21 protein-coding genes and 1 pseudogene are annotated in these 20436 nt (G+C 58.4%); 16 read left to right on the top strand and 6 right to left on the bottom strand.

The window, feature by feature from the left end; genetic code table 11:
- Nucleotides 1-42: 42 nt before the first annotated feature.
- Nucleotides 43-909 carry a peptidoglycan editing factor PgeF gene (gene pgeF, locus H663_RS32230; protein WP_338067171.1) on the top strand — a complete coding sequence of 289 codons (867 nt, stop codon included), beginning with the start codon at nucleotides 43-45 and terminating at the stop codon, nucleotides 907-909.
- On the opposite strand, the gene H663_RS32225 is transcribed toward pgeF, so the two are convergent.
- A complete protein-coding gene (locus H663_RS32225; RefSeq protein ID WP_420844054.1) occupies nucleotides 826-1158 on the bottom strand; it encodes a hypothetical protein in 333 nt (110 codons plus the stop codon). The genes pgeF and H663_RS32225 overlap by 84 nt on opposite strands.
- Nucleotides 1159-1253: 95 nt before the next feature.
- Between H663_RS32225 and H663_RS32220 the strand changes: the two genes are divergently transcribed.
- The 3 genes from H663_RS32220 (at nucleotide 1254) to phbB (ending at nucleotide 5013) form a co-directional block, all read left to right on the top strand.
- A complete protein-coding gene (locus H663_RS32220) occupies nucleotides 1254-2939 on the top strand; it encodes a PHA/PHB synthase family protein (RefSeq protein WP_205872722.1) in 1686 nt (561 codons plus the stop codon).
- Between the two features lie 23 nt (nucleotides 2940-2962).
- Nucleotides 2963-4144: an acetyl-CoA C-acetyltransferase gene (locus H663_RS32215; protein ID WP_053175417.1), complete on the top strand. Its 1182-nt coding sequence runs from the start codon at nucleotides 2963-2965 to the stop codon at nucleotides 4142-4144.
- Between the two features lie 131 nt (nucleotides 4145-4275).
- A complete protein-coding gene (gene phbB, locus H663_RS32210) occupies nucleotides 4276-5013 on the top strand; it encodes an acetoacetyl-CoA reductase (protein WP_053175420.1) in 738 nt (245 codons plus the stop codon).
- Between the two features lie 87 nt (nucleotides 5014-5100).
- Here the strand turns inward: phbB and H663_RS32205 are convergent, their stop codons facing one another.
- On the bottom strand, nucleotides 5101-6021 hold the full coding sequence (locus tag H663_RS32205) for an SPFH domain-containing protein (RefSeq protein ID WP_053175423.1): 921 nt from the start codon (nucleotides 6019-6021) through the stop codon (nucleotides 5101-5103).
- Nucleotides 6022-6057: 36 nt separating this feature from the next.
- On the bottom strand, nucleotides 6058-6477 hold the full coding sequence (locus tag H663_RS32200) for an NfeD family protein (RefSeq protein WP_053175426.1): 420 nt from the start codon (nucleotides 6475-6477) through the stop codon (nucleotides 6058-6060).
- A 112-nt stretch (nucleotides 6478-6589) separates the two neighbouring features.
- Here H663_RS32200 and dusA point away from each other — a divergent pair, with 112 nt between their 5' ends.
- The 4 genes and pseudogenes from dusA to H663_RS32180 all read left to right on the top strand — a co-directional run bounded on the left by dusA (nucleotide 6590) and on the right by H663_RS32180 (nucleotide 10521).
- On the top strand, nucleotides 6590-7591 hold the full coding sequence (gene dusA, locus H663_RS32195; RefSeq protein ID WP_053175429.1) for a tRNA dihydrouridine(20/20a) synthase DusA: 1002 nt from the start codon (nucleotides 6590-6592) through the stop codon (nucleotides 7589-7591).
- Nucleotides 7592-7664: 73 nt separating this feature from the next.
- A pseudogene (locus H663_RS32190) lies at nucleotides 7665-7850 on the top strand (IS30 family transposase); the annotation flags it as partial.
- Between the two features lie 62 nt (nucleotides 7851-7912).
- Entirely contained in the window at nucleotides 7913-9730 is a 1818-nt protein-coding gene (locus H663_RS32185) for a gamma-glutamyltransferase family protein (RefSeq protein WP_053175436.1), read from the top strand.
- Nucleotides 9731-9894: 164 nt separating this feature from the next.
- Nucleotides 9895-10521 carry an FMN-binding negative transcriptional regulator gene (locus tag H663_RS32180; protein WP_053175439.1) on the top strand — a complete coding sequence of 209 codons (627 nt, stop codon included), beginning with the start codon at nucleotides 9895-9897 and terminating at the stop codon, nucleotides 10519-10521.
- Between the two features lie 55 nt (nucleotides 10522-10576).
- On the opposite strand, the gene H663_RS32175 is transcribed toward H663_RS32180, so the two are convergent.
- Complete coding sequence (locus H663_RS32175) at nucleotides 10577-11065, bottom strand: hypothetical protein (RefSeq protein WP_053175442.1); 489 nt, start codon at nucleotides 11063-11065, stop codon at nucleotides 10577-10579.
- A gap of 10 nt (nucleotides 11066-11075) precedes the next feature.
- The gene (locus tag H663_RS32170; RefSeq protein WP_053175445.1) at nucleotides 11076-11873 is read right to left on the bottom strand and encodes an SDR family NAD(P)-dependent oxidoreductase; all 798 of its coding nucleotides are present in this window, start codon (nucleotides 11871-11873) and stop codon (nucleotides 11076-11078) included.
- A 75-nt stretch (nucleotides 11874-11948) separates the two neighbouring features.
- Between H663_RS32170 and H663_RS32165 the strand changes: the two genes are divergently transcribed.
- Both H663_RS32165 and H663_RS32160 read left to right on the top strand, forming a co-directional pair.
- Entirely contained in the window at nucleotides 11949-13079 is a 1131-nt protein-coding gene (locus H663_RS32165) for an alpha/beta hydrolase family protein (RefSeq protein WP_165803910.1), read from the top strand.
- Nucleotides 13080-13129: 50 nt separating this feature from the next.
- Nucleotides 13130-13591: a MerR family transcriptional regulator gene (locus H663_RS32160; protein ID WP_053175451.1), complete on the top strand. Its 462-nt coding sequence runs from the start codon at nucleotides 13130-13132 to the stop codon at nucleotides 13589-13591.
- Between the two features lie 13 nt (nucleotides 13592-13604).
- On the opposite strand, the gene H663_RS32155 is transcribed toward H663_RS32160, so the two are convergent.
- Nucleotides 13605-14240, bottom strand: a complete 636-nt coding sequence (locus tag H663_RS32155; protein ID WP_053175454.1) for a GntR family transcriptional regulator — start codon at nucleotides 14238-14240, stop codon at nucleotides 13605-13607.
- Nucleotides 14241-14426: 186 nt separating this feature from the next.
- Between H663_RS32155 and scpA the strand changes: the two genes are divergently transcribed.
- The 6 genes from scpA to H663_RS32125 are packed head-to-tail and all read left to right on the top strand — an operon-like array spanning nucleotide 14427 to nucleotide 20432.
- Entirely contained in the window at nucleotides 14427-16604 is a 2178-nt protein-coding gene (gene scpA, locus H663_RS32150) for a methylmalonyl-CoA mutase (RefSeq protein WP_053175457.1), read from the top strand.
- A gap of 53 nt (nucleotides 16605-16657) precedes the next feature.
- A complete protein-coding gene (locus H663_RS32145; protein ID WP_053175460.1) occupies nucleotides 16658-16990 on the top strand; it encodes a hypothetical protein in 333 nt (110 codons plus the stop codon).
- Nucleotides 16987-17394, top strand: coding sequence for a type II toxin-antitoxin system VapC family toxin (locus tag H663_RS32140; protein WP_053175463.1), 408 nt, complete (start codon nucleotides 16987-16989; stop codon nucleotides 17392-17394). Before H663_RS32145 ends, H663_RS32140 begins: the two co-directional genes overlap by 4 nt.
- 10 nt (nucleotides 17395-17404) lie before the next feature.
- Entirely contained in the window at nucleotides 17405-17854 is a 450-nt protein-coding gene (locus H663_RS32135; protein ID WP_240620512.1) for a DUF4260 family protein, read from the top strand.
- The gene (gene meaB / locus H663_RS32130; RefSeq protein WP_053175467.1) at nucleotides 17851-18864 is read left to right on the top strand and encodes a methylmalonyl Co-A mutase-associated GTPase MeaB; all 1014 of its coding nucleotides are present in this window, start codon (nucleotides 17851-17853) and stop codon (nucleotides 18862-18864) included. The genes H663_RS32135 and meaB overlap by 4 nt, the downstream gene beginning before the upstream one ends.
- A 35-nt stretch (nucleotides 18865-18899) precedes the next feature.
- Nucleotides 18900-20432 carry an acyl-CoA carboxylase subunit beta gene (locus H663_RS32125; RefSeq protein ID WP_053175471.1) on the top strand — a complete coding sequence of 511 codons (1533 nt, stop codon included), beginning with the start codon at nucleotides 18900-18902 and terminating at the stop codon, nucleotides 20430-20432.
- Nucleotides 20433-20436: the final 4 nt, after the last annotated feature.

Below are 20436 nucleotides of genomic sequence, written 5' to 3'. Positions count from 1 at the left end.
GGGATTACACAATAAAAGTGGACGGGTGAATGTTCAGTGGGTATGCATCCGGATTTTTGGGCTTATGCTTTTCAAGCTCCGGGTCTTGCGGAGTTTTTTGGACATTCCATGGCGCGCACTCATTTTGATTCTGACATTCCGCCCAGTTGGCTGAGACCGCAGTGGCCTGCGCCCCCCAACGTGAAGGCCATCATGACCGATCGCCATGGAGGGGTTTCAGCAGTCCCATGGGACAGCATGAATTTGGGCGACCACGTCGCTGACTCCTTGGACGATGTGGCGCAAAATCGAGCGCTTTTGACCGAGGCCATTGGCCGTGAGCCTGTTTTTTTGAAACAAGTACACGGCGTGGATGTGGTTTGGCTGGATGGCGCAAGCCCTCAAGGCCAACCGGCTGACGCATGCATCACCGATCGCACGGAAGTGGCTTGCACCATCATGGTCGCTGATTGTTTGCCGGTGCTCATGTGTGATGCCGCGGGTCAGTGGGTGGCCGGCGCACATGCCGGCTGGCGAAGTCTTGCAGGGGAGAGCGGCGACGGCATTTTGGAGCGTGTGCTGCAATCCGTCCGCCCAAGTCGTCCGGCCGATATTTTGGCTTGGCTTGGGCCGTGCATCGGGCCGCAGGCATTTGAAGTGGGTCCAGAAGTGATGGAGGCTTTTTGCAAAAACGACAGCAGTGCTCAAGCTTTTTTTCGTGCACATGGGCCAGGCAAGTTCTTGGCTGACTTGGCGGGTTTGGCCAGAGGGCGGCTTGCTCGCATGGGCGTTAGTCAACTATTTGGCAACAACAGCCAGCCCGAGTGGTGCACGGTGTCGCAAGCCTCACGTTTCTTTTCGCACAGAAGGGACAGTCGGCTCTTGGGGCAAACCGGTCGAATGGCCGCTTGCATCTGGCTGGACAGATGATGCTGCGGCTTCTCCCGGTGTGGCGTCCTGCAGTTGTTTTCGCCGAATTTCCTTGCGCCGCAAGGGTGTTCCTCCCAAATAAACCACCAGCGACATGGGCAGCAGGCCGTACAACAAGAACGTCACAATGGCACCCAGCACGGTTCCTTGTGTACTAAAAGCCTCTGCCAAGCTCATCAGCAAGGTGACGTAAAGCCACGCAATCACGATCAAATACATTTTGTTTGCAACTTGTAATTTAGGCGACATCAAATTGAAAGATACTCGATTCATCGGAAGCGAAAAAAATCGTGAATTTCAGGAGACATCCCGTGAACGCATCTTCCCCCGAATTCTGGACCCAAATGAGTCAAGGGTTTCAGCAAAACCTCAGCAAAAGTTGGGGCCAAGCCATGCAGCATTTTCAGACCATGGACCTGGGCGGCCTGCAACCCGATGCAGCAGAGGGTGTTGCGCAACTGAAATTTTCTACTGAAAAGCTCAAGGACTTGCAAGAGCAGTATTTCAAGGACGCCTCGGAATTGTGGAATCAGAGCCTGCACAACAGCCTGAAAGTCAAGGACCGTCGTTTTTCGGGCGACGCTTGGTCCTCCAACCCTGTGGCGGCGTTCAATGCTGCCACGTATTTGCTCAATGCACGGACACTGATGGGCTTGGCTGATGCTGTGGACGCCGATGCCAAAACACGCACACGTATCCGTTTTGCCATTGAACAGTGGGTGGCTGCTGCATCGCCCAGCAACTTTTTGGCTTTCAATGCCGAAGCGCAAAAGAAAGCGGTAGAGACGAAGGGCGAAAGCATCGCCAAAGGCGTCCAGAATTTGATGCACGACATGCAGCAAGGTCACGTCTCAATGACCGACGAGAGCCTGTTTGAAGTGGGCAAAAACGTGGCCACCACAGAAGGTGCTGTGGTGTTCGAAAACGAATTTTTCCAGCTCATCGAATACAAGCCGCTGACGGCCAAGGTCTATGACAAGCCGTTTTTGCTGGTGCCCCCTTGCATCAACAAGTTCTACATCCTCGACTTGCAACCTGAAAATTCGCTCATCCGCTACGCCGTGAGCCAAGGCCACCGCACCTTTGTGGTGAGCTGGCGCAACCCTGACGAGTCGATGGCGCAAAAGACCTGGGACGACTACATCGAACACGCCGCCATCGAGGCCATCCACACGGTTCAGGCCATCACCGGCGCACCCAAGATCAACGCCTTGGGCTTTTGCGTGGGCGGCACCATCTTGTCCACCGCCCTGGCCGTGTTGGCGGCGCGTGGCGACAAGCCGGTGGCCAGCGCCACCTTCCTCACCACCCTGATCAACTTCACCGACACCGGCATTCTCGATGTGTTCATCGACGAGAACTTCGTCAAATTCCGTGAGCAGCAAATGGGCAGGGGCGGTTTGCTCAAAGGTCAGGACCTGGCATCCACTTTCAGCTTTTTGCGCCCCAATGACCTGGTCTGGAACTATGTGGTGGGCAACTACCTCAAGGGCGAGACACCGCCGCCGTTTGACCTGTTGTACTGGAACAGCGACTCGACCAACTTGCCAGGACCGTTTTACGCCTGGTACCTGCGCAACACCTACCTTGAAAACAACTTGGTCAAACCGGGCAAAGTCACCGTGTGCGGCGAGGCCATCGATCTGGGCAAGGTCGACGTGCCGGTCTACATCTATGGCTCTCGCGAAGACCACATCGTGCCCATCGGTGGTGCTTATGCCAGCACACAAGTGCTGCCAGGCAAAAAGCGTTTTGTGATGGGGGCCTCGGGCCACATTGCGGGCGTGATCAACCCGCCTGCGGCCAAAAAGCGCAGCCACTGGCTGAGCGAGGGCACGAAGTTCCCAGCCGATGTGAACGACTGGATCGCCAGCGCCCAAGAGGTGCCCGGCAGCTGGTGGACCGATTGGTCTGACTGGCTCAAGGGCCATGCGGGCAAGCAAATTGCTGCACCCAAGACCTATGGCAAAGGCACCAAGTTCAAGGCCATCGAAGCGGCCCCAGGTCGCTATGTAAAGGCCAAGGCCTGATTGATTTTTTATTGGAGAAAAAAATGGAAGACATCGTCATCGTTGCAGCCGCACGCACCGCCGTGGGCAAATTTGGCGGCTCACTCGCCAAGACCCCCGCCACCGAGCTGGGCAGCATCGTCATCAAGGGTTTGCTGGAGCGCAGCGGTTTGCCGGTGGATGCCATCGGTGAAGTCATCATGGGCCAGGTGCTGGCCGCAGGCGTGGGCCAAAACCCTGCCCGCCAAGCCATGATGAAAGCTGGTGTGGCCAAGGAAACCCCGGCGCTGACCATCAACGCCGTGTGCGGCTCGGGCCTGAAAGCCGTGATGCTGGCCGCGCAAGCCGTGGCTTGGGGCGACAGCGAAATCGTGATTGCCGGTGGCCAGGAAAACATGAGCGCCAGCCCGCACGTTTTGAACGGCAGCCGCGACGGCCAGCGCATGGGCGACTGGAAGATGACCGACACCATGATCGTGGACGGCTTGTGGGACGTGTACAACCAGTACCACATGGGCATCACCGCTGAAAACGTGGCCAAGGCCCATGGCATCACCCGTGACATGCAAGACGCCCTGGCCCTGGGCAGTCAGCAAAAAGCATCTGCAGCGCAAGACGCGGGCAAGTTCAAGGACGAGATCGTGGACGTGCTGATCCCCCAGCGCAAAGGCGACGCGCTGGTGTTCAACACCGACGAGTACATCAACAAGAAAACCAATGCTGATGCCCTGGCCGGTTTGCGCCCTGCGTTCGACAAGGCAGGCAGCGTGACCGCTGGCAACGCCTCGGGTATCAACGACGGCGCAGCCGCCGTGATGGTCATGAGCGCCAAAAAAGCCGCCGCCCTGGGCCTCAAGCCCCTGGCCCGCATTGCCGCATTCGGCACCAGCGGTCTGGACCCGGCCACCATGGGCATGGGCCCCGTGCCTGCCTCGCAAAAGGCCCTGGCCCGTGCAGGCTGGAAAGCTGCTGATGTGGACTTGTTCGAGTTGAACGAAGCCTTTGCGGCGCAAGCCTGCGCCGTGAACCAGGCGTTGGACATCGATCCGGCCAAAGTCAACGTCAACGGCGGTGCGATCGCGATCGGCCACCCCATCGGGGCGTCCGGTTGCCGCATTTTGGTGACCTTGCTGCACGAGATGCAGCGTACCCAGGCCCAAAAAGGCCTGGCCGCTTTGTGTATCGGTGGCGGCATGGGTGTGTCGCTGGCGATCGAACGGGTTTAAAGCCTGCTGCACACAAAGCATTCAAAGCGTGTGGGTTGCCACACTGCTCAAACCTCTAACGGCCACCCACAATAGGGTTAGGGGTGGCCTGAGTTTTTTTTCATTTCACTCATCATCACAGGGAGACAATCATGAGTCAAAAAGTAGCGTACGTCACAGGTGGCATGGGCGGTATCGGTACCGCGATCTGCCAACGCCTTCACCAGGAAGGCTTCAAGGTCATCGCCGGTTGCGGCCCGACCCGTGACTTCAACAAATGGCTGGGCGAGCAAAAAGCCCTGGGCTTCACCTTTTACGCATCGGTCGGTAACGTCGGTGATTGGGATTCGACTGTGGAGGCCTTCAGCAAGGCCAAAGCCGAGCATGGCAGCATCGATGTGCTGGTCAACAACGCCGGTATCACCAAGGACCGCATGTTCCTGAAAATGACGCGTGAAGACTGGCAAGCTGTGATGAACACCAACTTGGACTCCATGTTCAACGTGACCAAGCAGGTTGTGGGTGACATGGTTGAAAAAGGCTGGGGCCGCATCATCAACATCAGCTCGGTCAACGGTGAAAAAGGCCAGGCCGGTCAAACCAACTACTCGGCCGCCAAAGCCGGTATGCACGGTTTTTCGATGGCGCTGGCACAAGAGCTGGCCACCAAAGGCGTGACGGTGAACACCGTGTCGCCAGGCTACATTGGCACCGACATGGTCAATGCCATCCGTCCTGACGTGCTGGAAAAGATCGTCGCCACAGTGCCCGTCAAGCGTCTGGGCAAGCCCAGCGAAATCGCCTCCATCATTGCCTGGCTGGCCAGCGAAGAGGGCGGTTACGCCACCGGTGCTGACTTCTCGGTCAACGGTGGTTTGCACATGGGCTGATGCCCTTGCCCTGTTGCAACATCACAGGGCGGATCGCTCACAAAAAAACCCGCCTCGGCGGGTTTTTTTGTGTCTGCAAGCAGGCGTTCACTGGCCCACTTGCTTGCCCGTGCCCACCATTTGCATGGCCGAAGCGATCAGGCCTGATACCTCGGTCATATTGCCAGGCACGATCAGCGTGGTCTTGGCGTCTTGCGCGACCTTGCCGTAAGCCTGCACGGCTTGCTCAGCCACTTTCAGTTGCACGGCCTGTTCGCCGCCGGGTTGGCGGATGGCGGCGGCGATCCGCTCAATGGCTTGCGCCGTGGCATTGGCCATTTCGGTGATGGCGGCGGCATCGCCTTGGGCTTTGTTGATGGCGGCTTGCTTTTCACCTTCCGAGCGGGCAATGAAGGCCTCGCGCTCGCCCGTGGCGATGTTGATTTGCTCTTGGCGGCGGCCTTCGGAGGCGGCGATCAGCGCACGCTTTTCGCGCTCAGCCGTGATTTGCGACTGCATGGCCAGCAAGATTTCTTTGGGCGGTGTCAGGTCCTTGATCTCGTAGCGCAGCACCTTCACGCCCCAGTTGAGCGCCGCTTCGTCGATGGCGGCCACCACCTGCGCGTTGATGATGTCGCGCTCTTCAAAGGTCTTGTCCAGTTCCAGCTTGCCAATCACGCTGCGCAGGCTGGTTTGCGCCAGCTGTGTCACGGCCACGATGTAGTTGGACGAGCCGTAGCTGGCCAGCTTGGGGTCGGTCACCTGAAAGTAAAGAATGCCATCGACCTGCAGCTGCGTGTTGTCGCGCGTGATGCAAATCTGGCTGGGCACATCCAGCGGGATTTCTTTCAGGCTGTGCTTTTGGATCACGTTGTCCACAAAGGGCACCACAAAGTTCAGGCCCGGGGCCAGACTGGCGTGGAATTTGCCCAGCCTTTCGACCACCCAGGCCTCTTGTTGTGGCACGACCTTGACGGTCTTGATGACGAACAAGATCGCAATGATCACGAGGACTGCTGCTATTTCCATGGTTTTTCTCCCTTTTTAATGTTTTGAGCGGTGTGCTCAGATTTTCTCGAGGACCAAGCGGTTGCCCGCCATGGCTTGAATGCGGTGCGCGCCCGGCGCGGCTGTCTGGCCCGGGGCCAGCACAGCGGTCCAAGCAGCGCCTCGGTGCTTGACTTGTGCGGTGCCCTGGGCGTCCCAGGCATCGACCTGCACCGTGGCGCCCAAGTCAAGGTGTTGGTATTGGGCTTCTTGTTGCGTGGTGGTTTGGCGCTTGCGCCATTGGCCCAGCAGCAAAGCCCCCAGGCCGCCCACAATGGCCGCAGCCACCAGTTGGGTGCTCAGGCCGAAGCCCGCCATGGCGGCCAGGGCCGCCGCCACAGACCCCAGGCCCAGCATCAGCAGGTAAAACGTGCCGGTCACCAACTCCAGTGCCACCAGCACGCCGGTCAGCACCCACCACATCGTTGCATTGCTCATCTCACCTCCTTCAGGTTTGCCCCCGTATTGTCGGGGTTGAACCTTTGTCTTTATACGCTGTTCACCCAGAGTCTAGGTCAAGTCCGCCGCAAGCCAAGGATAATCAGCCCCCATGCAATTTCCTGAACCCCAACGCTGGCGCTTGTCTGTGGCCCCCATGATGGATTGGTCAGATAGACATTGTCGTTATCTCCACCGCCTGCTGACCCGCCACACCTTGCTCTACACCGAGATGGTGACCACCGGTGCCTTGCGCCACGGCAGTGTGCAGCGGCACCTGCGCTTCAACGCCGAAGAGCACCCTGTGGCCCTGCAACTGGGCGGCAGCGACGCCGCCGATTTGGCCCATGCCGCCAAGTTAGGGCAAGAGTGGGGTTACGACGAGATCAACCTGAACTGCGGCTGCCCTTCAGACCGGGTGCAGCGCGGCGCATTTGGTGCCTGCCTGATGAACGAACCCCTTACCGTGGCCGATGGCGTCAAAGCCATGCTCGATGTGGTGGATGTGCCAGTGACGGTGAAGCACCGCATCGGCATTGATCGGATTGAGAGCTACGACTTTGTGCGCGATTTTGTGGGTACCGTGAGCGAGGCCGGTTGCAAGGTCTTCATCGTCCACGCCCGCAATGCCTGGCTCGATGGCCTGAGCCCTAAAGAAAACCGCGAAATCCCGCCGCTGCGCTACGAACTGGCCTACCAGCTCAAGAAAGACTTTCCGGGGTTGCTGATTGCCGTGAACGGCGGCATCAAGACCAACGAAGAGATCGCGCAGCATCTGCAGCACGCCGACGGCGTGATGATCGGACGCGAGGCGTACTACAACCCTTGGCTCTTGGGCGGCTGGGACGCTGCTTTTTACGGCGATGCCCACGAGGTGCCCAGCCGCGAGGCGGTGGAAGAGGCCATGGTGGCCTACATGGAGCGCGCCTTTGCCGAAGACGGCTGCCCTTGGTATGCCATTGCGCGGCACATGCTGGGCCTGTACCACGGGCAACGCGGTGGGCGTTTGTGGCGACAGGTTTGGAGTGATCACAAGCTCAAGCCCTTGCCACCAAGAGAAGTTTGGCAACTGGCGCGTGCCGCGCTGGCGCGTGGTGCGGTGGTGAGCGACTGAGTGGCTTTTCTTTGCGCCGGCATAGACGCATCCGATGAGTCGCTTTTCTTTGGGTGCTTCGGTTTGGCTGCGCCATGGCTTGGTGCGGCAGTACCTGCCCAAGGGCACGGATTTGTTTGTTTACAGTCAAAAGGAAATGGATGCGATTGCAGATGAAGTCAACAACCGCTCACGCAAAGGTTTGGGAGTACGATCGCCGCTGTCTGTTTCCAGGGGACTGCTCCTGAACAGTCGTCAACACGCCACTTTCATCCTTTGAAGTTAAGGGTGTTGAACTTCACTTTTGAATCCGCCCACTCATTCCACATTCAGGAGACACGCATGACCCTCAGTCGCCCCTATTTTGTCCTCAGCGCCATCACCTGTGCGCTGCTGTTAACGGCCTGTGCGTCCTCCAATAAGGGTAACCATGCAGCTTCCATAACGGCCAATCAACAACTGTTGCTGCAACCAGAGCTGGCATCAGGGTACAAAGAGAAAAAAGGCTGGACGCACGAGAAATTCGCTGTTGCCGCCGCCAACCCCTTGGCGACTGACGCGGGTTACCAAATATTGCGCGCTGGCGGTAGCGCCGTTGATGCCGCCATTGCCGTGCAAATGGTGCTGACCTTGGTTGAGCCCCAGTCCAGCGGCATTGGAGGCGGAGCCTTTTTGCTGCACCACGACGGCAAACAAACCTTGGCCTACGATGGACGCGAGACCGCTCCCATGGCCGCCACCGAAAACTTGTTTCTTGGCGCAGACGGCAAGCCCATGGCCTTTATCGACGGTGTGGTCGGTGGTCGCTCTGTGGGCACTCTGGGCACCGTGCGCATGTTGGAGCTGGCCCATGCCAAGCATGGCAAGCTGCCTTGGGCCAAGTTGTTTGAGCAAGCCATTGACCTGGCTGAAAACGGTTTTGCTGTGAGCAACCGTTTGCACACCTTGCTCAAAGCCGAGCCACATCTTAAAAAAGATCCTGTTGCTGCAGCGTATTTCTACAACCCACAAGGTCAAGCTTGGCCTGAGGGCCATGTGCTGAAAAACCCTGAGCTGGCGGCTGTCTTCAAAGCCATGGCTAAAGACAAGTCCAAAGCGCTGCATGAGGGCGCTGTCGCGCAGGCCATCGTCGACAAGGTGCAAAAGCACCCCAGCAACCCTGGCCAATTGGCCTTGTCAGACTTGGCAGCCTATCAACCCAAAACACGCGGCGCATTTTGCACAGACTACACCGCCATCACACAAATCACCTACGTCATTTGCGGCATGCCACCGCCTAGCTCAGGGGCGATTGCCGTGGCCCAAATCCTTGGCATGACACCAGCCATGATGCCCCAAGACAGCTTGGACAAAGGATTGCCAAACGCTGCCTGGTTACACCGATACACCGAAGCGAGCCGATTGGCCTTTGCCGACCGCGGTCTGTATGTCGCCGACCCTGACTTTGTTCAGGCCCCCGGAGGCGACTGGAAGACGATGGTCAATACCGCCTACTTAAGCAGCCGCGCCCAGACCATTGGTGACAAAAGCATGAAGGTGGCCAAACCCGGTCACCCGGCACCCGTCAAAACCAGTCATGCGCCCATGCCAGATCAAATCGAATATGGGACCAGCCACATCAGCATTGTTGATGCGCAAGGGAACGCCATTGCCATGACCACCACCATCGAGGCCGCTTTTGGCAGTCGCCTCATGGTCAAAGGCTTTTTACTCAATAACGAGCTGACCGATTTCAGCTTCGCCCCCAAAAGTGCAGACGGCAAGCCCATTGCCAACCGAGTCGAGCCCGGTAAGCGTCCCCGTTCGTCCATGTCGCCCACCTTGGTGTTTGACAAGGCCAGTGGAAAATTGGTTGCCAGTGCTGGCTCGCCCGGTGGCGCGCTCATCATCCATTACACCGCTAAAGCGCTGTATGGCATGCTGAACTGGGGTATGTCACCGCAAGAAGCCATCAATCTGCCCAATTTTGGAAGCACCAACGGCCCCACCTTGCTGGAGCAAAAACGCTTCCCAACCGCCACCCTGGATGCATTGAGAGCCAAGGATCATGAGATCAGCGAGATGGACATGACCAGTGGCCTCCAAGCCATCAAACGCCACCTCGGTCAGCTCCAAGGGGGTGCCGATCCACGGCGCGAAGGTGTGGTAATGGGCGAATAAGCGGAGGACCCTGGAAACGGGTCCACACTCGCAGACGCGATGATCATGACCGTGTGGGTCATGATCAACTGGTATGACGCTTTTCATGAAAACTGGTTCTTTCAGTAAAGCCAGTTGAAGGGCAAGATAGTTTCTTCAGCCTTTTCGCCATTCAGGCCCATCCGATGTACATCCCTGCCCATTTCCTCATCAAGAATCCGCAAGACATCCACACGATCATCCAGGAATACCCGCTTGGAGCCCTTGTCACGCTGGGGCCAGACGGGCTGGATGCGAACCACATCCCCTTTGAGTTTGACCCCAGTCAGGGGGCGCATGGGCTGTTGACAGCGCATGTGGCGCGGGCCAATCCTGTGTGGCAGCAATGCCAGGACGGCGCGGATGTGCTGGTGATTTTTCGCGGCAACGAGAGCTACATCTCGCCCAACTGGTACCCGAGCAAGCACGAAACCCACCGGCAGGTGCCCACCTGGAACTACGAAGTGGTGCATGTCCATGGCCGACTGACGGTGATGGACGAGGAAAAGTTTGTCCGTCGTGTCGTGGCGCGGCTGACCCGTGAACATGAGGCTTGCGAGCCGCGCCCCTGGAAGATGGGCGATTCGCCGCCCGAATACATTGCCCAAATGCTCAAGGCGGTGGTCGGCATTCAGGTGGAGATCCAGCGCATCGAGGGCAAGGCCAAGCTCAGCCAGAACCGTGAGGCGCGGGATCGCCTGAACGCCGCCGACACCTTGCTGGCCAAGGGGGCGGAAGGTTTGGGCAAAGCGATGCGGGATGCGACAAAGTAGACGTGTGCATCACTGCAAAAAGTGAAGTGCAAAACTCAAGGCCATGCCCAGTTCTTCAGCTGGGCATGGCGTGCAGGGCAGACAAATAAATGGATCCTCGGGTCTCTGCAAAGATATCCAAAGTCAGCGTCAAAGCCGACTGCAAGACCAAGCCGATACCGATCCCGGCTGCCAGGTCGTGGCGCTGCCAAAAGGCAAGCATGCCCAGCCCGAGAATCAGCAGCACCATTTCGACCCCTTTGTAGATCGAGAAGTTTTTCATGACTGTTTGCATGCGTGGAATTTCCTGGGCCTTCAGCGCTGCTGGTTCCTGCTGCAGTTGCGCGCTCAGGGTGGCGACCTGGTTGTCGGTGCGCAGGTAAATCGACACCCCCACCACCATTTGCATCAGCGCAATGACGACCAGCGGGTAGGCCATGGATTTCAGCCGATGACCGTTCATCCAAAGCCAAGCGCTCACGCCAATGGCCACCAGGCCCACGGTGATGAAGATCACGCTTTCTTGCTTTTCTGCGCTGAAGTAGTTGTTCAGTGGGTTGATCATGGCGTTGTTCTCAAGCGATGGGTCGGGTCAAAATCTTCACCACTTTGGTGGCCAAATGGCGCGGTGTGAAGCGCATGCTTTGCGCCATGACCCAGTTCATGAAGCCCGGTATATAGACCCGCTGGCCGCGTTGCATGGCGCGGTAACCCAAGGCGGCTACCTCTTCGGATGTGGGCAGTTTCTTGCCTTTGATCAGGGCTGAGTTGCCCAGTTGGGCTTTGTCCTGAAAGCCCGAGGCGGTGGGGCCAGGGCACAGCGCGGTCACCGTCACACCGGTGTCTTCCAGCTCACTCGCCAGTGCTTCCGAGAAACTCAAGACAAATGCTTTGGTGGCGTAGTACACCGCCATGTAAGGCCCTGGCTGAAAAGCCGCCGTGGACGCCGTGTTCAAAATCTTGCCGCGCGTTGCGAGCAAATCCGGCAAGAACAGCTTGCTCAGCACCACCACCGTGTTCATGTTGAGTTGCATCATGGCCAGCTCGGACCTGAGCGCCGTGTCCTTGAACTCGCCAAATGCACCGTAGCCTGCGTTGTTGACCAATGCACTCAAGACGATGCCGCGTGCCTGAATGTCGGCGTGTAACTGCACGGCACCCGCGTCGGTTTCCAGGTCTGCACCAATGACCACGACCTGAACCTTGAATTGCTGCTGTAAATCGTCGGCCAGGGCCTGCATCTTGGCCACGCTGCGAGCGGCCAGCACCAGCTGGTAGCCATCTTGGGCAAAGTGATGGGCCAAGGCTTGGCCGATGCCTGAAGAAGCCCCGGTGATGAGGGCTGTTTTGTGGGGTGTTGGGTGTTTGTGCATGGCGAACTTCCTTGTTTCGTGTGTCAAAAAATGCATTGGAAACCCGGTACCTTGGTGCCATGTCAAGCGATTTTTTTGTCAAAGGCCATTGAAATCCCCTTGACCCGGTCCCTTGGTGCCGGGTTTAGGATGGGTGCCAATATGATGAAACCCCATTTCTCTTTCAAGCCTTTTCCGAGTCGTAACAGTTGCGGCCTGGCCGCCTTACTGCTGGCTTTTGCCGCCACGTTGACGTTCGCGGACGCACGCGCAGACGAACCCCGAAAAGTGGATCCCACTTCGCAAGTGTCTTCCCCTGAGTCCTTGACCGTGGATGCTTCATTGTTTTCTACGCACAATTTCGATTGGTTCGATAGCCAGCGCCAACGGCAGGTGCCCGCCAAACTCTATCTTCCCGCTGCCAAGGCGATGCCGGGGTCCATGCCACTGCTTGTTTTTTCACACGGCATCGGTGGCTCAAGAGATGGGTACAGCTACCTTGGCCGCTACTTGGCTGCACACGGCTATGGCAGCCTGCATGTGCAGCATGTGGGCAGCGACCGTCAACTCTGGTTTGGTAACCCTTTGGCCCTGCCTGCCCGTTTGAGCGATGCGGCGCAGGCTTCCGAGGCAATTCATCGGGTGCAGGATCTTCGGTTTTCGCTTGACCAAGTTTTGGCTGGACATTTTGGCGCACTGTTTGACCAGCGCAGAATCGTTGCCGCTGGTCACTCTTATGGTGCCAACACCACGATGCTCATTTCGGGTGCACTTGTAGAGCAACAAGGACAAAAGGTATCTCTGCGCGATCCCAGAATCAGCGCCGCCATCGTCATCTCGGCACCGCCCTTCTACGGCATGGGTTCGCCCAACGACATCCTGTCTGGCATTGACATTCCGAGCTTGCACATCACAGCGACCCAGGACGTGATTCAGATACCGGGTTATGAGTCGGGTCTGCAGGACCGGATTGACGTTTTCAAAGCCATGAGCAGTCAGCGCGCTGTGCCCAAAGTGCTCGCTGTTTTCAAGGAGGGTTCACACAGCATCTTCACGGACCGTTCCAGGACGGGTGGCCTCACGGCGAACCCCAAAGTCAAAATCGCCACACGCCAATTGGCGCTGGCCTTTTTGACAGGGATCTCCGCCAGGAATTACCAGTCGATTGACGCATGGTCACACCTCAATGCTGAGCTTGTGGCTCGCTTTGAAAGGTTGGCGCCTTGAGTCGCTGTGCGAGTTATTCAGGTCTACAGCCTCTCACCAGACATCACCCCATGCAAAAACTGACCAGTGCCCATGATTTCAAGGCTTTGCAGACCACCAGCGTTTTGTGCAAATCTGCTGGCGTGACCCGCGGCCAATTGCGCTTGTATGAGGATGCGGGCTTGATTGCGCCTCAAAGTCGAACCGAAGCCGGTTATCGTCAATATGGCAGCGATACGCTGGATCGGCTCAAGGCCATTCGGCATCTGAAGGATCTGGGCTTCACCCTGGCCGAGATCGCGCTGTTGCTCAGCCAACGCGATCACGGCACGCTTGATGCGACAGCCTTGGAGCGTCTGGCGGGGGCAGTGGTGGCCAAAATCGATGAACGCGTTGCTGCACTGCAAGTCATTCGGGCTTACGTGGCGCCCGTGGCTTTGGGCGACATGCGCATCCTGAAGGATGAAGATTGCAGCTTCGTTTTGACATTTTTGAGCGCTTTGTCGGGTGGCCCCGCCCAAAAGTGCGCCTGAGACTTTAGAACGCTTATTGAGCGGCCTGCAGGCCGTTCATGAAGTGCGCCGACATGCGCTCGGCCGCAAGTTCGGGCTGGCGCTGGGTCAGTGCCTGCACGATGTCCCGGTGCTCGGCCAGAGATTGCTCAATGCGGCCTTCTTTGAACAAGGAGCTGTGGCGGTTGAGTTTCATCACCTTGCGCAGGTCGGCCACCATCTGGTCGCGCCAGCGGTTGTCGGCCAATTCCAACAGCAGCATGTGAAAGGCTTCGTTGATCTCGAAGAAGCGGTCGCGGTTGCCCACGGCCTGTTCCAGGTCCTTGTGTAAGGCTTCGATTTGCGCCATCTGCTCGGGGTTGGCGTTTTGCGCCACCACGCGGGCCGCGTCCGATTCGAGCAAGGCCAGCAGGTGGTACACATCGCGCAGGTCTTTTTCGCTCACCTCGGTCACATAAGCACCCCGGCGCACCTTCATGGTCACCAGGCCTTCGGCCGCCAGCACCTTCAGGGCTTCACGCAAGGGGGTGCGGCTGATGCCCAGGGCTTCTGCAATGCGCAACTCGTCGATCCAGCTGCCCGGCTCCAGTTCGCGCGCAAAAATCCGCTGCCGCATCAGTTCGGCAACTTCTTCGTACAGGGCGCGGGGGGCGAGGGACAGGGCGGACATGGGCTGTTTCAGAAGGGATGCTGTTCGGGCGTGGCCCAAAGTAATTCAGGCTTTTCAGATGTTGAATTGTAAGCCGGTTAAAATATTCTGCATCAATAATTATGAATCACGGTACTTGTAAGCCGGTAGGCAGCCCAGGGCTGCCACAATCCGCTTCACTCATTTTTGTCCCGAAAGCACAGCGCCATGACGTCCAAATCCTTTGAATTCAACGCTTCCAATCTGGAAGCCTGGCAAAAAGCGGCGGTCAAATCCGCCCCCGGTGGCGATGTGAACGCCCTGAATTGGAAGACGCCCGACGGCATCGTCGTCAAGCCGCTCTACACCGCCGAAGACACGGCCAACCTGCCTTACGCCAACACGCTGCCGGGCTTTGAGCCCTTCTTGCGGGGCCCGCAGGCCACCATGTACGCCGTGCGCCCTTGGACGATTCGACAGTACGCAGGCTTCTCCACCGCCGAAGAATCCAACGCCTTCTACCGCAAGGCCTTGGCCGCGGGCGGGCAGGGCGTGTCGGTCGCGTTTGACTTGGCCACACACCGCGGCTACGACTCCGACCACCCGCGTGTGACCGGCGACGTGGGTAAAGCCGGTGTGGCGATTGACTCGGTCGAGGACATGAAGATCCTGTTTGACCAGATCCCGCTGGACAAAGTCAGCGTGTCCATGACCATGAACGGCGCGGTGTTGCCCGTGCTGGCGGGCTACGTGGTGGCGGCCGAAGAGCAGGGCGTCTCGCAAGACAAACTGTCTGGAACCATTCAGAACGACATTCTGAAAGAGTTCATGGTGCGCAACACCTACATCTACCCGCCTGAGCCGTCGATGAAGATCATCGGCGACATCATCGAGTACACGGCCAAGAACATGCCCAAGTTCAACTCGATCTCGATCTCGGGTTACCACATGCAAGAAGCCGGTGCCAACCAAGCGCTCGAGATGGCCTTTACCCTGGCCGACGGCAAGGAATACGTGAAGACGGCGATTGCCAAAGGCATGGACGTGGACGAGTTTGCGGGCCGCCTGTCCTTCTTCTGGGCGGTGGGCATGAACTTCTATCTGGAGATCGCCAAGATGCGTGCGGCCCGCCTGCTGTGGTGCCGCATCATGAAAGGCTTTGACGCCAAGAACCCCAAGAGCCTCATGCTGCGCACTCACAGCCAGACCTCGGGCTGGTCGCTCACCGAGCAAGACCCTTACAACAACGTGGTGCGCACCACCATCGAAGCCATGGCGGCGGTGTTTGGCGGCACCCAGTCGCTGCACACCAATTCGTTTGACGAAGCGATTGCACTGCCCACCGAATTCAGCTCGCGCATTGCCCGCAACACCCAGCTCATCATTCAGGAAGAAACCCACATCACCAACGTGATCGACCCTTGGGCGGGTTCTTACATGATGGAGAGCCTGACCCAAGAAATGGCCGACAAGGCTTGGGCGATCATCGAAGAGGTCGAGGCTATGGGCGGCATGACCAAGGCCGTGGGCAGCGGCTGGGCCAAGCTCAAAATCGAAGCAGCGGCGGCTGAGAAGCAAGCCCGCATCGATTCGGGCAAAGACGTGATCGTGGGCGTGAACAAATACAAGCTGGCCAAAGAAGACCCGATCGAGACCTTGTCGATTGACAACGTGCGTGTGCGCGATGGGCAGATTGAGCGCTTGGCCAAGATACGCGCCAGCCGCGACAGCGCCAAGGTGCAAGCCGCGCTGGACGCTTTGAGCGCTTCGGCCGAATCGGGCCAGGGCAACCTGCTGGACCTGTCCATTCAGGCCGTGCGCCTGCGCGCCACGGTGGGTGAGATTTCCGACGCGCTGGAAAAATCCTTCGGCCGCCACCGCGCCGACACGCAAAAGGTCACGGGCGTCTACGCTGCAGCGTATGACGATGGGGAAAACGTGGGAGACACCATGGAATACTGGAACGCTTTGAAAGCCGACATCGCCGCCTTTGCCGATGCCCAAGGCCGCCGCCCCCGCGTGATGATTTCCAAACTCGGCCAAGACGGCCATGACCGGGGTGCCAAAGTGGTGGCCACCGCGTTTGCTGACCTGGGTTTTGACGTGGACATGGGCCCGCTGTTCCAGACCCCCGAAGAGTGCGCCCGACAAGCGATTGAAAACGACGTGCACGCCGTGGGCGTGAGCACGCTGGCCGCAGGCCACAAAACCCTGGTACCCGCCATCATTGCCGAGCTCAAAAAGCAGGGCGCTGACGACATCATCGTGTTCGTGGGCGGCGTGATCCCGCGCCAGGACTACGACATGCTTTATGAGGCCGGCGTCAAAGGCATCTACGGCCCCGGCACCCCGATCCCTGTCAGCGCCAAGGATGTGCTGGAGCAGATCAAGAAGGCTTTGGCTTGATGATGCTTGTGATACAGTAATACGGTATCACAAGGATTTTCAAGGAGTCTGTTATGGCTGTATCCGTTCGACTGGAACCTCTGCTTGAAAAAGAGCTGGAGTTGACCGCCAAACGCATGGGCGTGACCAAGTCACAGTTCATCGTTGCTGCGCTCGAGAGGGCATTGGGGCGCAAAAATCCTTATGACCTTTTACTTAAGGTGCAAGCGGAGGTGCGGGAGCCTTTGCCAGAAGGCAACCAATTCCTTTCGCCAACCAAGGCGGCCATTCGTTCCAAGCTCAGTGCCAAACGGGATGCCCATCTAGCCGATTGGCTGGCTTTTCAAGAGGCCAAAAAGCAGGGCAAAGTGTGGTCAGGCTCAGACCAGGAAACGGACACGCCGTGAAGGTGGCCTTGATCGACACCGGGCCCATGGTGGCGCTGTTTGACGCCAGTGATGTGGCGCATCGGCACTACACCCGTTTGTTGGCCGAAAACTGGCGGTTGACGACCACTTGGCCTTGTGTGGTGGAGGTTTGCCATTTTCTGGGTGCCAATGCCGTCCAGCGATTTCTGCGCTGGGTGTCCGAAGGTGGTGTCATCGTGTTCCCGTTTGACGTGTCGAACCTCCCCGACTTGGCGGAGCTGATGGCGCGTTATACCGCTGAACCTCGGACAGAAATGGACTTGGCCGATGCCACTTTGGTTTGGTTGGCACAAGACACGAACACGCTCAACGTGATGACCATGGATGTGCGCGACTTCTCGCGTTATCGCCTGCCCGATGGGCGGCATTTTGAGATTTTGTGAGGCCATGCACATGAAGCTCAACAACCCGTTCGCTCAGCCTGACATGGACATGCAAGACATCAGAGGCGATCACTATGGACTTATGAATCCTGCGCTGAAAATTTTGCGCGCTGAAGGTCTGGTGTGTTTGTTGCTGGCGTGTGTCTTGTATCAAGTGCAAGGGTTTTCATGGCTTGAATTTGGCATTTGGTTTTTGTTGCCCGATGTGGCCATTTTGGCTTATGTGTTGGGTAATGAGCGGCTCGGCATGTGGGCCTACAACCTGACCCACAGCACCGTGGGGGCAGGCCTTTTGGCTGTGCTGGGGCTTGCATTGAATGCGCCCCTGTTTTTGCAAGCTGCTTTGATCTGGTTTGCACACATTGGCTTCGACCGTGCCCTGGGCTTCGGATTGAAATTTCCCTTGGGTTTTCGCGTGACACATTTGGGAGTGTTGCGGGGCATGAGGGAAAAGGCATGACGCCTGAGCAACTTCTCCAAGGGTTACTGCACGGCCCCGCGCCCGCTCAACGCCGCGCCATGGCCAAAGCCATCACGCTGCTCGAATCGACCCGCACCGACCACCGCGCTCAGGCCGACGAGTTGCTCACGGCCATGCTGCCGCACACGGGCAACTCGTTTCGCTTGGGGATAAGCGGCGTGCCGGGCGTGGGCAAGTCCACTTTCATCGAGGCGCTCGGCCTGTATTTGATCGGCCAAGGCCACCGTGTGGCGGTGCTGGCGGTAGACCCTTCCAGCACGGTGTCGGGCGGCTCGATTCTGGGCGACAAGACCCGCATGGAGTTGCTCAGCGTGCACGAGCGCGCCTACATCCGCCCCAGCCCCAGCAGCGGCACCTTGGGTGGCGTGGCCGAAAAAACCCGCGAGTCCGTGCTGGTCTGCGAAGCGGCGGGCTACGACGTGGTGATCGTCGAGACCGTGGGCGTGGGCCAAAGTGAAACCGCCGTGGCCAACATGACCGACATGTTTGTGCTGATGCAATTGCCCAATGCGGGCGACGATTTGCAGGCTATCAAAAAAGGCGTGATGGAAATCGCCGATCTGGTGGTCATCAACAAGGCCGACATCGATGCCATTGCCGCCACCCGCGCCGAGTTGCAGATCACCAGCGCTCTGCAGCTTTTGGGCATGCATGGCGGCTCGGGTCATGCGCATGCCGACACCACCCAGTGGCACCCCAAGGTGGTGCAGCTGAGCGCTTTGCTGGGTCAGGGCGTGGACAGTTTTTGGGTGGCGGTCAGCGAGTTCAAGGACCTGCAAACCCGCAACGGACGCTTTGTCACGCGACGCCAACAACAAGCCCTGTCGTGGATGTGGGAACGCATCGACGCAGGTCTGAAACAAAACTTCCGAGCCCAGCCGCATGTGCAAACGCTGCTGCCCCAACTGAGTCAACAAGTCGCGGCGGGCCAATTGGCCGCGTCGACGGCCGCCCGTCAACTGCTCAGCGCCTATCAGGCGCAGAGCTGAATCTGGAATCTTCCTGAAGAAAAGAGAGAGCAAGCATGCAAGACATCATCGAACAACTGGAAAAAAAGCGCGCTGCGGCCCGCTTGGGCGGCGGGCAAAAGCGCATTGATGCGCAGCACGCCAAAGGCAAACTCACCGCGCGTGAGCGCATCGAGGTGCTGCTCGACGAAGGCACTTTTGAAGAGTGGGACATGTTCGTGGAGCACCGCTGCACCGACTTTGGCATGCAGGACAACAAGATCCCCGGCGACGGCGTGGTCACCGGCTACGGCATGATCAACGGCCGCTTGGTTTTCGTGTTCAGCCAGGACTTCACGGTGTACGGCGGCGCTTTGTCGGAGACGCACGCCGAAAAGATCTGCAAGATCATGGACCAGGCCATGAAGGTCGGTGCGCCGGTGATTGGCCTGAACGATTCAGGCGGTGCCCGCATTCAAGAAGGCGTGGCGTCCTTGGGTGGTTATGCCGATGTGTTTCAGCGCAACGTCATGGCCAGCGGCGTGGTGCCCCAGATCAGCATGATCATGGGGCCGTCTGCCGGTGGTGCTGTGTATTCGCCAGCGCTGACTGACTTCATCTTCATGGTCAAAGACACGTCATATATGTTCGTGACCGGCCCCGAAGTGGTCAAGACCGTGACGCACGAAGAAGTGACAGCCGAAGAATTGGGCGGTGCCCTGACGCACACCACCAAGAGCGGTGTGGCCGACATGGCCTTCGAGAACGATGTGGAAGCGCTGCTGATGCTGCGCCGCCTGTACAACTACCTGCCGCTCAACAACAAGGAAAAGGCCCCCGTGCGCAAGAGCGGTGACCCGACCGATCGCATGGACATGAGCTTGGACACCCTGGTGCCCGAGAATCCCAACAAGGCCTATGACATGAAAGAGCTCATCGTCAAGACCGTGGACGATGGCGATTTCTTTGAGCTGCAGCCCGATTACGCCAAGAACATCCTGATCGGCTTTGCCCGTGTGGACGGCCAGACCGTTGGCATCGTGGCCAACCAGCCACTGGTGCTGGCCGGATGTCTCGACATCAAGAGCTCCATCAAGGCTGCCCGCTTTGTGCGTTTTTGCGATGCGTTCAACATCCCCGTCATCACCTTTGTGGACGTGCCCGGTTTCATGCCCGGCACCAGCCAGGAGTTTGGCGGCATCATCAAGCACGGTGCCAAGCTGCTCTACGCGTACGCCGAATGCACCGTGCCGAAAATCACCGTCATCACCCGCAAAGCCTACGGCGGCGCGTACGACGTGATGGCCTCCAAGCACCTGCGCGGCGACGTGAACTTTGCCTGGCCCAATGCCGAAATCGCGGTGATGGGTGCCAAGGGCGCGGTGGAAATCATCTTCCGCGAAGACAAGGGCGACCCCGAAAAGCTGGCCGCCAAGGAAGCCGAATACAAAGCCCGCTTTGCCAACCCCTTTGTAGCCGGTGCCCGTGGCTTCATTGACGACGTCATCCAGCCGCACGAAACCCGCAAGCGCATTGCCCGCTCGCTGGTCATGCTCAAGGACAAGAAGATTGAAAACCCGTGGCGCAAGCACGGGAACATTCCGCTCTGATGGC

It is taken from the genome of Limnohabitans planktonicus II-D5 (assembly GCF_001270065.2).
GTDB classification, from domain to species: domain Bacteria; phylum Pseudomonadota; class Gammaproteobacteria; order Burkholderiales; family Burkholderiaceae_C; genus Limnohabitans_A; species Limnohabitans_A planktonicus.
This window is presented reverse-complemented; position numbering and strand designations above follow the sequence as displayed.

Coding starts and splice junctions, on each gene's coding strand:
- H663_RS32160 (WP_053175451.1), top strand. CDS start 13,130: ATGCAAAAACTGACCAGTGCCCATGATTTCAAGGCTTTGCAGACCACC.
- H663_RS32145 (WP_053175460.1), top strand. CDS start 16,658: ATGGCTGTATCCGTTCGACTGGAACCTCTGCTTGAAAAAGAGCTGGAG.
- H663_RS32225 (WP_420844054.1), bottom strand. CDS start 1,158: ATGTCGCCTAAATTACAAGTTGCAAACAAAATGTATTTGATCGTGATT.
- scpA (WP_053175457.1), top strand. CDS start 14,427: ATGACGTCCAAATCCTTTGAATTCAACGCTTCCAATCTGGAAGCCTGG.
- H663_RS32205 (WP_053175423.1), bottom strand. CDS start 6,021: ATGGAAATAGCAGCAGTCCTCGTGATCATTGCGATCTTGTTCGTCATC.
- H663_RS32170 (WP_053175445.1), bottom strand. CDS start 11,873: ATGCACAAACACCCAACACCCCACAAAACAGCCCTCATCACCGGGGCT.
- phbB (WP_053175420.1), top strand. CDS start 4,276: ATGAGTCAAAAAGTAGCGTACGTCACAGGTGGCATGGGCGGTATCGGT.
- H663_RS32135 (WP_240620512.1), top strand. CDS start 17,405: ATGAAGCTCAACAACCCGTTCGCTCAGCCTGACATGGACATGCAAGAC.
- H663_RS32220 (WP_205872722.1), top strand. CDS start 1,254: ATGAGTCAAGGGTTTCAGCAAAACCTCAGCAAAAGTTGGGGCCAAGCC.
- H663_RS32180 (WP_053175439.1), top strand. CDS start 9,895: ATGTACATCCCTGCCCATTTCCTCATCAAGAATCCGCAAGACATCCAC.
- pgeF (WP_338067171.1), top strand. CDS start 43: ATGCATCCGGATTTTTGGGCTTATGCTTTTCAAGCTCCGGGTCTTGCG.
- H663_RS32200 (WP_053175426.1), bottom strand. CDS start 6,477: ATGAGCAATGCAACGATGTGGTGGGTGCTGACCGGCGTGCTGGTGGCA.
- dusA (WP_053175429.1), top strand. CDS start 6,590: ATGCAATTTCCTGAACCCCAACGCTGGCGCTTGTCTGTGGCCCCCATG.
- H663_RS32125 (WP_053175471.1), top strand. CDS start 18,900: ATGCAAGACATCATCGAACAACTGGAAAAAAAGCGCGCTGCGGCCCGC.
- H663_RS32215 (WP_053175417.1), top strand. CDS start 2,963: ATGGAAGACATCGTCATCGTTGCAGCCGCACGCACCGCCGTGGGCAAA.
- H663_RS32175 (WP_053175442.1), bottom strand. CDS start 11,065: ATGATCAACCCACTGAACAACTACTTCAGCGCAGAAAAGCAAGAAAGC.
- H663_RS32185 (WP_053175436.1), top strand. CDS start 7,913: ATGACCCTCAGTCGCCCCTATTTTGTCCTCAGCGCCATCACCTGTGCG.
- meaB (WP_053175467.1), top strand. CDS start 17,851: ATGACGCCTGAGCAACTTCTCCAAGGGTTACTGCACGGCCCCGCGCCC.
- H663_RS32155 (WP_053175454.1), bottom strand. CDS start 14,240: ATGTCCGCCCTGTCCCTCGCCCCCCGCGCCCTGTACGAAGAAGTTGCC.